Origin of the sequence: Mesorhizobium sp. M1322 (assembly GCF_040318085.1) — a bacterium.
GTDB lineage: Bacteria > Pseudomonadota > Alphaproteobacteria > Rhizobiales > Rhizobiaceae > Mesorhizobium.
In genome coordinates this window covers 1-13,731 of record NZ_JAMYLP010000117.1, presented here as the reverse complement: position 1 = coordinate 13,731, position 13,731 = coordinate 1, and the positions used below count along the sequence as shown (strand labels likewise).

General features: G+C 63.3%; 15 protein-coding genes. 10 read left to right on the top strand and 5 right to left on the bottom strand.

Features of this window, described 5'->3' with window-relative positions:
* Window positions 1–175: 175 nt before the first annotated feature.
* From NKH12_RS27355 to NKH12_RS27310, 10 genes are all read left to right on the top strand, one after another.
* On the top strand, window positions 176–1,138 hold the full coding sequence (locus tag NKH12_RS27355; RefSeq protein ID WP_352956009.1) for an ArdC family protein: 963 nt from the start codon (window positions 176–178) through the stop codon (window positions 1,136–1,138).
* A complete protein-coding gene (locus NKH12_RS27350) occupies window positions 1,135–1,332 on the top strand; it encodes a hypothetical protein (RefSeq protein WP_352956008.1) in 198 nt (65 codons plus the stop codon). The genes NKH12_RS27355 and NKH12_RS27350 overlap by 4 nt, the downstream gene beginning before the upstream one ends.
* 17 nt (window positions 1,333–1,349) lie before the next feature.
* Window positions 1,350–1,769: a DUF2958 domain-containing protein gene (locus NKH12_RS27345; RefSeq protein WP_352956007.1), complete on the top strand. Its 420-nt coding sequence runs from the start codon at window positions 1,350–1,352 to the stop codon at window positions 1,767–1,769.
* A gap of 77 nt (window positions 1,770–1,846) precedes the next feature.
* On the top strand, window positions 1,847–3,568 hold the full coding sequence (locus NKH12_RS27340) for a ParB/RepB/Spo0J family partition protein (protein WP_352956006.1): 1,722 nt from the start codon (window positions 1,847–1,849) through the stop codon (window positions 3,566–3,568).
* Between the two features lie 545 nt (window positions 3,569–4,113).
* Window positions 4,114–4,437: a DUF736 domain-containing protein gene (locus NKH12_RS27335; RefSeq protein WP_352956005.1), complete on the top strand. Its 324-nt coding sequence runs from the start codon at window positions 4,114–4,116 to the stop codon at window positions 4,435–4,437.
* 151 nt (window positions 4,438–4,588) lie between these two features.
* Window positions 4,589–4,858: a helix-turn-helix transcriptional regulator gene (locus NKH12_RS27330; RefSeq protein ID WP_023679653.1), complete on the top strand. Its 270-nt coding sequence runs from the start codon at window positions 4,589–4,591 to the stop codon at window positions 4,856–4,858.
* Window positions 4,855–5,403 (top strand): signal peptidase I, encoded by a 549-nt coding sequence (gene lepB, locus NKH12_RS27325; RefSeq protein ID WP_352956004.1) that lies wholly within the window; start codon window positions 4,855–4,857, stop codon window positions 5,401–5,403. Before NKH12_RS27330 ends, lepB begins: the two co-directional genes overlap by 4 nt.
* Window positions 5,391–6,077, top strand: a complete 687-nt coding sequence (locus NKH12_RS27320) for a lytic transglycosylase domain-containing protein (protein WP_352956003.1) — start codon at window positions 5,391–5,393, stop codon at window positions 6,075–6,077. The genes lepB and NKH12_RS27320 overlap by 13 nt, the downstream gene beginning before the upstream one ends.
* Before the next feature lie 185 nt (window positions 6,078–6,262).
* On the top strand, window positions 6,263–8,233 hold the full coding sequence (gene rlxS, locus NKH12_RS27315) for a relaxase/mobilization nuclease RlxS (RefSeq protein ID WP_352956002.1): 1,971 nt from the start codon (window positions 6,263–6,265) through the stop codon (window positions 8,231–8,233).
* Window positions 8,234–9,373: 1,140 nt separating this feature from the next.
* The gene (locus NKH12_RS27310; protein ID WP_352457369.1) at window positions 9,374–9,508 is read left to right on the top strand and encodes a hypothetical protein; all 135 of its coding nucleotides are present in this window, start codon (window positions 9,374–9,376) and stop codon (window positions 9,506–9,508) included.
* A 27-nt stretch (window positions 9,509–9,535) separates the two neighbouring features.
* Here NKH12_RS27310 and NKH12_RS27305 read toward each other — a convergent pair whose 3' ends face one another.
* The 5 genes from NKH12_RS27305 to NKH12_RS27285 form a co-directional block, all read right to left on the bottom strand.
* Entirely contained in the window at window positions 9,536–9,718 is a 183-nt protein-coding gene (locus NKH12_RS27305; protein WP_352457368.1) for a hypothetical protein, read from the bottom strand.
* A 249-nt stretch (window positions 9,719–9,967) separates the two neighbouring features.
* Window positions 9,968–10,405 carry a hypothetical protein gene (locus NKH12_RS27300; protein ID WP_352541530.1) on the bottom strand — a complete coding sequence of 146 codons (438 nt, stop codon included), beginning with the start codon at window positions 10,403–10,405 and terminating at the stop codon, window positions 9,968–9,970.
* Window positions 10,406–10,592: 187 nt separating this feature from the next.
* Window positions 10,593–11,102, bottom strand: coding sequence for a GNAT family N-acetyltransferase (locus NKH12_RS27295; RefSeq protein ID WP_352700235.1), 510 nt, complete (start codon window positions 11,100–11,102; stop codon window positions 10,593–10,595).
* The gene (locus tag NKH12_RS27290; RefSeq protein ID WP_352453587.1) at window positions 11,103–11,387 is read right to left on the bottom strand and encodes a type II toxin-antitoxin system TacA family antitoxin; all 285 of its coding nucleotides are present in this window, start codon (window positions 11,385–11,387) and stop codon (window positions 11,103–11,105) included. It abuts the gene before it with no gap.
* A gap of 538 nt (window positions 11,388–11,925) precedes the next feature.
* The gene (locus NKH12_RS27285; RefSeq protein ID WP_352956001.1) at window positions 11,926–13,110 is read right to left on the bottom strand and encodes a glycosyltransferase family 9 protein; all 1,185 of its coding nucleotides are present in this window, start codon (window positions 13,108–13,110) and stop codon (window positions 11,926–11,928) included.
* Between the last annotated feature and the right edge of the window lie 621 nt (window positions 13,111–13,731).

The following is a 13,731-nucleotide window of genomic DNA, read 5'->3' as shown; positions in this document are numbered from 1 at the left end:
CCTTCTAGGCCCGCCGCGGCAGCCCGCAACCCTTCGCGTGCCGCTCGGGGTCCTCCTCTTCGTCCGGTCCTTCGGATGCGGTCCGCCGCCCCCGGCGGGCCTTTCCGGTCGCGACTCGCCGCCCACCCCGCTTTCCGGGGAAAGGCGCGGCGATTGGCGAGCGGAGGATGAGACGATGCATGCAAACAGCAAGCGTTCCGCCAGCGGAGAGGCTGGCGCAGGCAAGGGCGGGCGCCCCGGCGCCAGCCTTTATCAGGAGATCACGGACCGCATCATTGCCGAGCTGGAGCGCGGCACCGTGCCATGGGTCAAGCCATGGGGCAGGGCAAAGGCAGGCCTTGGCCTGACGAGGAATGCGTCCACGGGGCGCACCTATTCCGGAATCAATATCCTCATCCTGTGGGGCGCGGTGATCGAGCGCAGCTATCCCAGCCAGAACTGGCTCACCTTCCGGCAGGCGCTCGTCCTCGGAGGCAATGTCAGGAAAGGCGAGCGCGGCACGACCATCGTGCATGCCGACCGCTTTATCCCCAAGGACGAGAAGGAGCGCGCACGCCACGAGGGCGAGGAACCACAGGCCGTGCCTTTTTTGAAGCGCTTCACCGTCTTCAATGTCGCGCAGTGCGATAATCTTCCGGAACACCTCTATGCCGCCGCCGAGCCGCTGCCTCAGTGCGAGATCGTGCCGCAGGCCGAGACGCTCATTCGCGCCAGCGATGCGGATTTCAGGGTTGGCGGCGATCGCGCTTTCTACATGCCGGGCAGCGACTGCATTCAGGTGCCGCCACAGCCGGCGTTCTATCACCAGATCGACTATTACCGGACCTGCTTTCACGAGCTTGGCCACTGGACCGGCCACCCGACGCGGCTTGCTCGCGACCTCTCCGGCTCGTTCGGCTCCAAGGCCTACGCGCGTGAAGAATTAGTCGCCGAAATCACTGCCGCCTTCGTCTGCAGCAAGCTCGGTATCGAGCCGACCGTGCGTCACGCCGATTACATCGGCTCATGGCTGAAGGTGCTGCGCGAGGACAACCGCGCCATCTTCCGTGCCGCAAGTCTTGCCTCCAAGGCCGCCGATTTCCTGCTTGGCCTTAAGGACGATGCCAAAAGCGAGGCGCAGGAAGGGATTGCGGCATGACGATGCGCGATCCTCAACTGACCGCGAGCGAGCCGACGGCGCAAAGCGAGCAGATACTCATTCCCGGTGTCCGGCCGATCACCACGCGCGATCGGCTCCTGATGGACGCGCCGATGTGTCCGCGCGCGGCGCAAAAGCCGCTCGATATCGGCCTCTTCGATGAAGCCAGCAGAAATCAACTCGACCTGTTCTGACAAGGAGTCTTCTTTCCATGATCCTGATCACCGATCCACTGCGCGCACGACTGCTCGCCAATGGCGCCGCCGAGGCCGACATCGACCATTTTCCCGTTGTGAAACTGTTCGATCCGACAGGTGCCGCGACGTGGCTTTTGACCGAACTCGACGCCGATGGCGACACGCTGTTCGGCCTTTGCGATCTCGGCTTCAGCTTCCCCGAACTCGGCAGCGTCAGTCTGGCCGAGCTTGCATCCGTAAAAGGTCCGCTTGGCCTCGGCATAGAGCGCGACCTGCATTTCCAGGCGCGCTTTACGCTCTCCGTCTATGCCGAAGCCGCCCGCATTTGCCGCCACATCACCGATGCCGAGCGACTTCTGCGGCAGGCAGCAGACGCCCTTTCAAAGCCCCATTCCGAGCTTCCGTCCGGCACGGCGGAACAGCAGCGGCGATAGGCGCAAAAACCGTCCCGCCGCGCCGGCCTTCGGCCTCTGCGGCGGGACAACCTCAACCAAAGCGAAAGAGAGTAACCATGCAGCTTGCCCACATCCCCTTGGATCAGCTCAATATTTCCGCGCTCAACATGCGCCATGGAAGACGCGCGCCCGACATATCCGACATCCTGCCCTCCGTGCGTGCGCGCGGCGTGCTGGTGCCTCTCCTCGTGCGACCGAACGGGCAACTGGAAACCTTCGAGATCGTTGCCGGCAGGCGGCGCTATTTCGCCGCGAAATCGCTTGCCGACGAGCGCGGCGAAGGCGATCCCTTGCCCTGCGCCATCATGGAGGATGGCGACGACGCCGATGCGCTGGAAGCCTCGCTGATCGAAAACCTCGCCCGTCTCGATCCTGACGAAGTATCGCAATGGGAGACGTTTTCGCGGCTCGTCAGGCAAGGCCGCACCGTTCCCGATATCGCTGCGACCTTCGGCATCACTGACCTGAAGGTCAAACGCATTCTGGCGCTTGGCGACCTCTTGCCCAAAATCCGCGAAGCCTATCGCCGCGAGGAGATCGATACCGAGACGGTGCGCCATCTCACCATGGCGTCCAAGGCGCAGCAGAAGGACTGGCTGGCACTCTGTGCCGATCCCGATCAATACGCGCCGCGTGGCTTTCAATTGAAGCAATGGCTGTTCGGCGGCCAGTCGATTTCCACCAAGGTGGCGCTGTTTGCCATCGACGAATATCCCGGCCTGATCACCTCGGACCTGTTCGGCGAGGACAGCTATTTCGCCGATGCCGACCTGTTCTGGCAAAAGCAGAACGAAGCGATTGCCGCCAGACGCGACATCTATCTCAACGACGGCTGGAGCGAGGTGGTGCTGCTGGAGCCGGGCCAGTATTTCCACGCATGGGACCACGAGAAGACCCCGAAGAAGAAGGGCGGCAAGGTCATCATCACTGTCTCGCATCGCGGCGAGGTCGAGTGTCACGAGGGCTGGCTGTCACGCAAGCAAGCCCGCCGCGCCCGCGAGGGCGGCGAGCAAGAAGAAACAGCCGCCAAGTCGCCGCGCCCCGAACTCACCGGCCCGATGCAGAACTATGTCGATCTGCATCGCCATGCTGGCGTGCGCGCGGCCATGCTCGACCATCCCGCCGTGGCGCTGCGCCTCGTGGTGGCGCACGCCATCACCGGTTCCGGCCTGTGGCAGGTGCGCCGTGAACCGCAGCGAGCAGCCAACGAGACGGTGACTGCCAGCCTTGCCGGCTGCAAGGCTGAAGCCGCATTCGGCAAAAAGCGGCGTGAAGTGTTGGCCCTGCTCGGATCACCGGATGAGGATGGCGTGGTCGCCGGCGGCAATGGCGACGCCTTTGCTATCGCCGGCGTGTTCGCGCGCCTCTTCGCGCTGTGCGACGACGATGTCATGCGCGTTCTCACCCTTGTCATGGCCGAGACGCTTGCAGCCGGCAGCACCGTCATCGAGGCGCTCGGCAACCATCTGAACGTCGATATGGGCACATGGTGGCAACCGGACGATGCCTTCTTCGACCTCTTGCGCGACAAGGAAATCGCCAATTCGATGCTGGCCGAGATCGGCGGCAAGCTGGTCGCGGATGGCAATGTCGCCGAGAAGGTCAAGACGCAAAAGAAGATCATCCGCGACTTCCTGGCGGGCGAGAACGGCCGCCAGAAGGTCGAGACCTGGCTGCCGCGCTGGATGAAATTCCCGGCCGAAAGCTACACCAGCCGCGGCGGTTTCCGCACCGCCGATCAGTGGACACAAGTGCAGCCGCTGTTCGTGCGCGAATAGTCGATCAGGGCCCGAGCGGCGCGGTTCTTTCGATTACCGCCGCTCAGGTCGCGCGCGCCGCTCCGGACCGCGCCGGCTGCCGATCGGTCGTCTTGTCGAGCCGGTGCCGCGCGCGAGAAATCCCGACGCCAATTCGCCCCATTTGGGCAGCCCTGCACCACGCCGGGTTGCTTGCTGAGGCGCCAGGCGCATGGGGCCAATTGTCCGATCCGGTTGCCGACAGAGCCCGCGCAGCCGGCGCCCTGCATTGCCGCCCGCTCCTTGTGTCACCGATCGCGCCACCTGTCTCCATGTGTCTCAGGGACCATTCCCCTGCGGCTGGCTTGATGACCTATGGGCGGATCCGGCCCGCCCGAAACCCTCGCCAGCAGCTTTTTTCCCCGCCGCCTGCGGCGGCTTCCTCGCGCCGCTTCGCTTCAAAAAAGCTGTCCGCTCGGGTCCTCCGCTATCGCTGCGGCCGTCCCGGTTCCGGCGGTCCGGACGCGCCCATCACGGTCCGCCATCGCAGGGGAATGGTCCCCGGCGAGCACCAAAGGAGACTGAAAATGACCGCGATCGGATACGTCACCAAACAGGAAAACGGCGGCTACAAGGGCCAGCTCAAGACGCTCAGCGTGCGCGCCGAAATCGACATCGTGCCCAATCAGGCAAAGAGCGCCGACACCCATCCCGACTTCCGGGTGCTGACGCAAGGGGTCGAAGTAGGGGCCGGCTGGACCCGCACCGGCGAGACCTCCGGCAAGGACTATGTGAGCCTGTCGATTGCCGCCCCGGAGTTCGGTCCGCGGAAGCTCTACGCCAATCTCGGCCGCGCCGCCGGCCAGGATGATGACGACACATACGCCATCATCTGGAACCCGGTCGACTGAACCGCCTGCCTCGAGCCTCGCGCCGCAACCGGCGCGGGGCTCTTCTCAAGAAGGGGCGGCGAAAACTCGCCCCCCACTCTTCGCCCGTCCCCAAAACGATCTCGCTCGCCGATCCTCGCCTTCGCTTGTCCGTAACGAAACGAGGACCATCATGGACGACGAAAACGAACGCGCGGCCCGCGCCAAGAAGGGCAGTCCGTTTCTCAACACCGCGCAGGCCGCCTTCTATATCGGGCTGTCCCAGCGCACGCTGGAGAAGATGCGGCTCAAAGGCGGCGGCCCGCAATTTCGCAAGCACGGCCGCTATGTCCGCTATCACATCGACGAGCTCGACGACTGGTCGAAGGGACGCGCGCAGGAGACCAGGCCCGAGGATGCCGGGCATGATTCCGGCTCGGCCGGTGAGGGAGGCCGCTCATGAGCCGGCGTCCCACTATCCGTCTGATCGGCAGCCATCTGCGGCGCGTTCGGGCGCGCAAGACGATCGCCGTGGCCACAATAGGCCTCGGCCTGATCGGCTTCGCCGCTTTCGACAACCCATCGCCCTGGCTGGTCTGGAACGCCTCGGCCAGTGCGCCGGTCGGCCTCTATCGCGTCGCGTCCGGATCGCCGGCTCGTGGCGATCTCGTGCTCGTCCGCCCGCCAAAACCGGTCGCCGATCTCGCCGCCGAACGCTTCTTCCTGCCCAGCAACGTGCCGCTGGTCAAGCGCCTTGCCGCGCTGCCTGGCGAGCATGTCTGCGCCTTCGGCGACGCCATCATCATCGGCGGCGAGATTGTCGCGCGCCGGCTGGCAACCGACACGCAGCACCGTCCGCTGCCTTGGTGGAATGCCTGCCGCAAGCTCGCCGCCGCCGAGGTTTTCCTGCTCGGCAACGATAGAAACCGCTCCTTCGACAGCCGCTATTTCGGGCCGGTGCCGGCCGAAAATATTGTCGGGAGGCTGGTGCCGCTATGGACCGAGTAACCCTCCTGATGCTGGGCATGGTCGCGATAGCGCCATGCGCCTGTTCCGCCGCGACCGACGCTCAGCCGGCCGCCATCTCCCGTGGTCCGCAGCTGGCAAGATGGCAGCCCTTGGTAGCCGAAGCAAGCCGGCGTTTCAGCATTCCACAGCCCTGGATTTATGCCGTCATGGATGCCGAAAGCCGAGGGCAGACAAAGCTGAATGGACGGCCGATCGCGTCACACGCCGGCGCCATTGGCCTCATGCAGGTGATGCCCGGCACCTATGAGGAGATGCGCGCAGAGCTTGGCCTGGGGGCCGATCCGCACGACCCTCGCGACAACATTCTGGCAGGCACTGCCTATCTGCGCGCCATGTATGACCGCTTCGGCTTTCCCGGCCTGTTTGCCGCCTATAACGCTGGGCCGGACCGCTACGAACAGCATTTGCAGCGTGGGCGACCGCTGCCCAGCGAGACGGTTTCGTATCTGGAAGAGGTCAAGGCTGCGGGGATCTCGGCCGCCGACATGGACGCGTTCACCGGCAAATCCCGTTCCGGAAAAGCGCCGGAAATCCCGTCCGGGCAGTCGCTGTTTTTCCTGCGAAACGGTGTTTCCGCGACCGATCCGAATGGCCAAATTGTGGTGCCGCTCGGATCGGAGCGAGCAAGGTCAGGCCGGCCGGATCGCAGGTGAGGGCAGGGGTACCGTGGGTCGGGCGGGGCAGGGAGGCAGGTCCGCGGAAGGCAAGATAAAGGCATCGCCTCCTGGAGGCGGCGAAGTCTTTGTCTGCACATCGTTTTTCATGGAGGCTGCCTTCAGCGTCAGGAGAGCTTCTGCCGACAAAGATTTGATTTTTCTCAAGATTACTAGGAGGCTCAATGCAGGATGAAGAGTTCAAGCCGAGCCTGGGCAAAATCGGATCGCGCGGCTCGAAGGCAGGCAAGCGTTTCGTCGGCCAGATCCGCGCCGCGATCAACCGAGCCGGCGGCGGCAGCGGTCGCCGTGGCCGCTTCATCGGAAGCCGGGCGGGGCGCGGCGGGGCGGCTGCCGCCGTTCTCAGAGCGCGCGACCCCCACGCGGCGTTTCGGCAGCGGCGCGCCGTCGTCAAGGCGCGTATCGTCAAGCTGGCTGGCAAGGGTGTTGACGGGGCACGTGCACACCTTCGCTACCTCCAGCGCGACGGCGTCACCCGCGAAGGCGAGCCTGGCGAGCTCTATAGCGCCGACAGCGACAGCGTTGATGGCAAGGCCTTCATCGATCGTGCCGATGGGGACCGGCATCAGTTCCGCTTCATCGTCGCACCTGAAGACGGCATCGAGTATGACGACCTCAAGCCGCTCACGCGGCGCCTCATGGCGCAGATGGAAGAAGACCTCGGCACCAAGCTCGACTGGGTCGCTGTCGATCATTTCAACACTGGTCATCCGCATACCCATATTATCGTCCGCGGCAAGGACGACCGCGGCGAAAATCTTGTCATCGCGCGAGACTACATCTCGTCTGGAATCCGTGAACGGGCGGCCGAGCTGGTCAGCCTCGACCTTGGCCCGAGAACGGACCGCGAGATCGAGCAACGCCTGCGCCAGGAAATGGAGCGGGAACGCTTCACCAGCATCGATCGGCAGCTGCTCCGCATGCGCGACCATGATGGGCATGTCTCACCGGCCAGCCGAGACACGTTTCGCCAGACGCTGCACCAGGGCCGCCTGCGCAAGCTCGAGCGGATGGGTCTGGCTGAGGAAGTCGGCTCGGGCCGCTGGCGCCTTGATGGCGAGCTTGAAGCGACGCTGCGCCGCATCGGCGAGCGGGGCGACATCATCAAGACCATGCACCGCGAACTGACCGGCAAGGGGCTCGCCCGCAGTGCCGCCGACTATGTTATCCATGATCGATCTGCAGAGCAGATGCAGCCTGTCGTCGGCTGCATCGTTGCGCGCGGCCTGGCCGACGAAATCACTGACCGCCATTACCTCGTCGTCGACGCCGTGGACGGCAAAAGCCACTATGTTGATATCGGCAAAGGCGAGGCAACCCAACCGACGCCAGAGGGCTGCATAGTGCGGGTCACGCCGAGGGACACCGGGCCAAGGCAAGTCGACCGCACAATTGCCGAGATCGCCACGGCCCATGACGGGCGCTACAGCATCGATATCCATCTCAAGCATGACCCGTCGGCCACCGAACGCTTTGCCGAAACGCACGTGCGGCGACTGGAGGCGATCCGCCGGGCGACCGGTCGTGTCGAGCGCGAGCCGGACGGCACCTGGATCGTCGCACCGGATCATCTCGACCGTGTGTCTGACTACGAGCGTCAGCGGGCCGGGGCCGAGCCTGTCACGGTTGACAAGCTCTCATCGACGCCGCTGGAACAACAAGTCAGCTTCGACGGCGCCACCTGGCTCGATCGAGAGCTGGTTTCCGACACACCGGAGGCCTTGCACAGCTCTGGTTTCGGCCGCGATGTCCGAGAGGCGCAAGGCCGCCGACGGCAGTGGCTGATTGCGCAAGGTCTTGCTCGGGAAGAGCAGGACCGGATCGTCTATCGCGCCAACATGCTTTCGATCCTGCGTCAACGTGAGCTGAACCGTGTTGCCGGTCAACTGTCTGACGAACTCGGACTCTCGTATTCCGAAGCGCAGCCTGGTGATCGAATAGAGGGTCGATTGCACCGCTCGATCGACCTTGCCAGCGGCAAGTACGTGATAGTCGAGAAGGCGCGTGAGTTCATGCTGGTACCATGGAGGCCAGTACTTGATCGGCATATTGGCAAGGAGGTGTCTGGTGTCGTGGGTGGGGAGGGGATTTCATGGACCATCGGCCGGCAGAGAAGCGGACCAAGCATTTCGTGACATGGCCTACACAACTTCTTTTGCCCGCGTTGAACTTAGTCCGGACGGAGTTCGCCTGCGCCCGCGGCATTGATTTGGCGAGGGATAAATGGCTGGTCGTGCAAGACTTATCGTTCGCTCTACAAAAAGCGCCGCGATGATTCATCGTGTTCCATGATTCTGAGCCAAAACCCTCCTGCGCCACCACGGCACTCTTCCCGGTGCCACGGAAGCCGCGCCGACGACGGCGGTGCCGGCCTGGTTGCGCAGGGCTGCCCCCGACCCAAACAGTTGCGGCGCATTGAGGACATTGCAATCACTGACCGTGCGGCCATCGGCGCGCTCGATGAGATGGTCCGCCAGCTAGAAAGGTGGGCTGGCGCCTGGTGACAGCGCCTAGGGCTTTCGGCGGCCGCGGTATAGCGAGCAGGCTCGCGGCGTCGAGGATGAAGCCGCACTTCGCGATGTTCTTCTGCTCACACGACCGGGAGACGAGGTCTGTCCCGCGGGCCGGATGCTTGTTGGCCGGGCGTGAACTGGCAGCCCATCCCGCTGAGGATCTTCTAACGGGAGAAACCTCGCTGCGGTGGGGAAGATTTCGGTCGTCGCCCGCGACGACGAGGCGGTCAGCGACCTGGCCAGACGAGCTTCGGCAGCTTTCCGCTGCAGCATGGTGACGTGCGCGATCATGGCCGCCGAATGAGATCGCTCGAACGCACCGTCGGATGCTGGCTCGCCGACGCTTTACTGGCGCAAGCCTGGGTGGGGCCATGCGGTGCCGCTACTGGCACCGAGGCAGCTTTGGGCATGAGACCCGACCAATCGCGCCGGGCCTTGACCGGGCCGGGCGACGCGACCCGAGCGTCGGGACAAAAAGCCGGGAAGGGGAGGGCACCAGCCCGGTTGAAGCCAAGGGCATGATGATGTGAGGACGATCTGCTGGCAAGAATTTGCGGAGATCGATGCTGTCATGGCGCGCTCGTCGAAGATTCTGAGCGGCGCCGACGTGGCTGCTCGAAGGGAGAACACTTCACTCCGTGACCGGCCGGACCTGATTACGATCTCCATTGGAATAAAGAAGAACGACGGGCCGAATGGCAGGGTTGATCGCCAAGATGCGCGATCTGCCGGCTGTCCTGCGCGCGTGCGGGAGTCGCCACCATGAGCTTTACGACAAAATTGCCGGCAGAGGCCGATTTCAAGAAGGTGTTGCTCCAATGCTATCGAGGAGGCGATCGCACGCAGCGCGAGATCGGCCAGTGCGGATTCTTGGCCAAGCTGCTCGGCGCGTCGTGAGATGTTGTCCGTCGGGTGGGTGACGCTTTAGATCAGGCGGATCTCCACCCAGACAGCAGCCTGGCGGTTAAACCGCCTTGCGTGTTCGGTATGGCGGCACAGCGGTTTGGAGATCGGCGAACGCCACGCCCCACGGTAGCGATGCCTCGCATGACCAAGCAGCGGCATGTGCGGCAGGCTTGCACCCGCTTCAGATGCGAGACGGGTCAAGACAATCATCCTGCACAACGCCACGCGGCGGTGAGCCGGTTTCGAAAAGGGCCGGCCCCGGCCGTTCATACAAGTGGAGTTGGGGGCGCGGGGCCGGATCAAGCATATCGGAGATCGGACCCACCGGGCTGTCGGCGGGACCGCGCGTCCATCATCCCGGCAACGCCAGGCGCTCGCCTCGCGTCATGCGGGCTTCGGCTTGGCGCGCCGAATGTCTGGACCGGCATCGCGGAGCAATGGCGCACCAGTCTACGACATGGTGCGTAGTCGCCATGCTGCCCCTGGCCAGATCGTAGATGACCTCGGCTTGTTCGCCATGGCGAGCCGAAGCACGTTGACGGCCGTGCCGGGTGATGCGCCGTCCCAGACTATCATCCCAAAATCGGCGCGCGCCATCTCCCGGTCTTTGGCGGCGTAGATCCAGTATCCTCTAGCACCTTCAGGAGACGGGACCCGGTAGGCAGCCCAGTCGCCCAGATCATTGCGGGGTTCCTTGGCCGCATGGAAGACCCCGACATGTTTGTAGCCGTAGCCCGCGAGCAGGCCCTGCGCCTCGGCATCGGCTCCAGACGCGTCGCCAATCAGCACGCCGTGCACGGCAACAACGATTGGGCGGATCCGAGCGATGGCAGGTTCCATCAGCTCAAATATCTCGCGTGAACCCCCTATGAATATCATCGACATCATGACTTTCCCTTCTCTCCAGGGCTCCCTCGCTCTGACCGCCGTCTCCCTCTGGCCCTGCGTGAGGGGTCACCCGAACGCCGAGACGGCGAAGCCGGCTCGGGGAGCGGCGGGACGCCGCAACTAGAGCCCGGTCGGCGGCAGGCCCGCGCGCAGACCGGCCGCTTCCGGAGGCGCTACGCGCGCGGAGCTAGTGGCCTTTGTCGGCCAGCCAGAGGCTCACGTCCTGGATCGAGCGCATGAGCACCGACGGATTGTCCCGCGCGGGAATGAAGCCCCAGCTCTGCCAGTAGCGCTCTGCCTCGGCGTCGATCGCCCGCACCACCACCGCGCGGCCGCCGACGATGTCGGCGCCGGGGACGCAGCGATACAGCGCGTCCTTGACCAAGCCGCTACCGACGCCTTGTCCGGCATAGCGGTGGTCGACGGCGAGTTGTCCGATCAGCAGGCAGGGGATCGGATCGGGCGGGCGTCCGGTGCGGATGGCGCGCGGTGCGCTATTTGGCTGGATCACGCCCGGCGCGAGGCCGTAATACCCGACGACTGTTCCCTCGTCGTGAACGACCAGGACGCGGGTAAACCCGCGGGCCTGGTTCGTTCGCGCGAAGCCGGCCAGCCAAGCATTGAGCGCCGGCTTGCCGCAATCGAAGCTGTCGAGGCGGTGCGCGTCGTCGAGGAGTTCGATGCCTGAAAGCGCCACCTAGCGGTCCCAGGGCGGGGACCGACGCAGCCGCTCGGCCGCCTTCGCCGGGGGCGCAGCGGCCGGGGCTGAGATCGCCTGCATGAAGGCGTCATAGGCTTCCGGGGACACGCGGATGACGGTTTCGTTGAGGATGGCCGCCTGCGCCTCGTGCAGCGCGGCGCGCCGCATGAACTCCGTGCGCGACAGGCCGAGCAGCTCCGCGCCGCGGTCGATGATGGTGAGATCATCGTCGCGAAACCGCATCGAGACGGGTGCTTCCTTCCTGGTGGGTGTGGTGGCCATGGCGCGCTCCTGTGCTGCGGACGTATATACGTTAGTGTAACGCGGAACGCAATACTACGTTCCCTGGCGACGTCTCGTGGCGGATGGTCTCAGGATTTCTCGCCGCATCGGTTCTTCTCGGCTTCTCGCCCCAGTCGCCATTGCCGCAACCCAGAGCAAGGTGGCTTTGGTCAGCTCCGGCGGATCAATTACGGCTTAGAAAGCGCATTTGTTTTTGGCGGCCGGATGAGCGGGTCCAGAAGCGAAGTCGCTGCCATGACTGTCGCCGGACGAGCCCCGGCTATCCCGAACCTGATGAACATCTGACGCGATGGCGACTTTCGGGCCGTCACGCAACAAAGGAGGAACGGCTATGAAGGCTGGGCGGCGGCACTTTCATTCTCAGGCGCCGCTCTATGCCACCTGTCGGCCAATGTGACATCGCCACTGCGGTCCTTCGAACAAGTCGATTCGATTCTGAATTTCGGCCTTTAGATGATTGTAGCGATTGAATCAGCGACAAGGGCTGGGCAATCGCGGTTGTGGTGACCGCGAGCCACTAAGCTTGTGCCGTACCCTTACAATGATTCATCAAGGCGTTTACCTCGGCAATCACGAGATCCGGCGTGATGTCGAACTTGCATCGGACTTTGACCGGACAATGCCGCACTTGGTCCAGACCACATCCGCGACATTCAATAACACTCATAAGCATGCTGACCAAGGGACCTCGAAACCCCCAAATCTCCGGTAGATGTGACGCCGTGAAAATGCCGATAGTAGGGCGGCCAAGCTGGGCAGCGACATGGCCGGTGCCTGAATTGTTCGAAACGACGAGCGCGGCCGAATTCACGAGACAATTGAATTCCAATTCTGACAAGTCGACAGCCGTCCGAATGTTCGCGGCCCCACGTTCCCTAGCTATCTTCGCAACCTCCTCAAGCGCTTCCAGGCATTCGCCACGGCCAACGAGGACCACCTCACCACGGGTCGAAAGAGCAGCGACAACTTTGCCAAAACTTTCAATGGGCCAATCTCGCAGGCTGGAATTGGAGAACGGAGCCACGACAATCGGGGCATTGCCTGTAGTCGAATTCTGTGGGTGACCCGCTCCGCTTTCGAAATAGGCAGCTGCCTTTGCGACCAGAAAGAGGAGGATTTCTGACACATGCTGGAGACGCACCTGCTTACGGTCAATGAACCAATCAAGCCATCTACGGGGGATTTTGTTAGCAAGCCCTATTTTTTGGACCAGCTTGTAGAAAATGGTTCTGCGCAGTTTCAGATTGAATGGCGCTATCGCAATATCGATCTGATGCATGCTGTACGGATCAACTATCGCCGCACGGTGCCTGGCGGGAACTTCAAGCAAGATCGGCCTTGTTTCTTCCGGAACACGCATATCAATGGCAAGATCAAACTCGCCGGTCAGCAGCGGCCTTATGTCCGCGGCTTCTTTGCGCGTTTTGACTTTTGGGTTGCGAGGAAAAAAGTCAAAAGCAACGTGATCGTCGGCGAGGTCAAACTGTTTTGCAGTAGCGATGTTCCAGCTTCCCACCACCAGCGTAATGTGGGCATGCGCAAAACGCTGACGAAGGTCCTTTAGAGGCCCTAGAGACATCCAAAAGTCGCCGACATGATCAAGCTTGAGGACCAAAATTCTCATCCTTGCGCTTGACCGTTCCGGCTCTTCCCAGCTGCGGTATATAATTTGATTGCCGTCGTGCTTTGTAAAATATGCCATTGCCATTCCGAAGATTATACGGTCAACACTGATAGCCCAGTGACGCGTGTGTAGGTTGGAGTGCTCCCCACTTTGTCCGCGTCTCCGCAAGAATTCTGCCATCAGATCCAAGCCGCGCTCCAGCAGGAGCTGTTGGGCGAAGTCTGCATCTCTAGCGATGGTAGCGCGCCAAGAAAGCCAGCTATGTCCCGACCCGCAATGTGAAGGGCTTCGTCACGGTCTCGCATGCAGTGAGTTCGGCAACGCCGAGTAGACGGTGATCGCCAAGCCGCCGTCCCCAGATCTCGGAGCATAACGGCAGTGGCCTCGCTCTTTGGTCGATGCTGATCCTGAATGAGACCGTCGCCGCCGGCGACGACATCGCCGGCCGGATTGACTGTCTCCGGCACGCCCTGTCGCTGTGGTCCCGCATCATGGTGGTTACAAAGGACCCGCCGCAGGCGCTTTTTTCTGCGCGTCCGGGTCGTCCAACATGAAGTGGACGAATCAACCCTGTGATGAAGTCGACCGCCCGCCCCGCGGGCGGCCGGCTGGGGCGGCGCGGGCCCCCCGTATTATGCGCCCGCGGTGCGCGGCCCCGCGAAAACACAGCGCCGCCCGTTTGCGTGGGCGCGGGTTGAT

Bases quoted from the DNA above. Each gene is read 5' to 3' on its own strand.
- NKH12_RS27355 (WP_352956009.1), top strand. From the start codon at position 176: ATGCATGCAAACAGCAAGCGTTCCGCCAGCGGAGAGGCTGGCGCAGGC.
- NKH12_RS27350 (WP_352956008.1), top strand. From the start codon at position 1,135: ATGACGATGCGCGATCCTCAACTGACCGCGAGCGAGCCGACGGCGCAA.
- NKH12_RS27345 (WP_352956007.1), top strand. From the start codon at position 1,350: ATGATCCTGATCACCGATCCACTGCGCGCACGACTGCTCGCCAATGGC.
- NKH12_RS27340 (WP_352956006.1), top strand. From the start codon at position 1,847: ATGCAGCTTGCCCACATCCCCTTGGATCAGCTCAATATTTCCGCGCTC.
- NKH12_RS27335 (WP_352956005.1), top strand. From the start codon at position 4,114: ATGACCGCGATCGGATACGTCACCAAACAGGAAAACGGCGGCTACAAG.
- NKH12_RS27330 (WP_023679653.1), top strand. From the start codon at position 4,589: ATGGACGACGAAAACGAACGCGCGGCCCGCGCCAAGAAGGGCAGTCCG.
- lepB (WP_352956004.1), top strand. From the start codon at position 4,855: ATGAGCCGGCGTCCCACTATCCGTCTGATCGGCAGCCATCTGCGGCGC.
- NKH12_RS27320 (WP_352956003.1), top strand. From the start codon at position 5,391: ATGGACCGAGTAACCCTCCTGATGCTGGGCATGGTCGCGATAGCGCCA.
- rlxS (WP_352956002.1), top strand. From the start codon at position 6,263: ATGCAGGATGAAGAGTTCAAGCCGAGCCTGGGCAAAATCGGATCGCGC.
- NKH12_RS27310 (WP_352457369.1), top strand. From the start codon at position 9,374: ATGAGCTTTACGACAAAATTGCCGGCAGAGGCCGATTTCAAGAAGGTG.
- NKH12_RS27300 (WP_352541530.1), bottom strand. From the start codon at position 10,405: ATGATGTCGATGATATTCATAGGGGGTTCACGCGAGATATTTGAGCTG.
- NKH12_RS27290 (WP_352453587.1), bottom strand. From the start codon at position 11,387: ATGGCCACCACACCCACCAGGAAGGAAGCACCCGTCTCGATGCGGTTT.
- NKH12_RS27285 (WP_352956001.1), bottom strand. From the start codon at position 13,110: ATGGCATATTTTACAAAGCACGACGGCAATCAAATTATATACCGCAGC.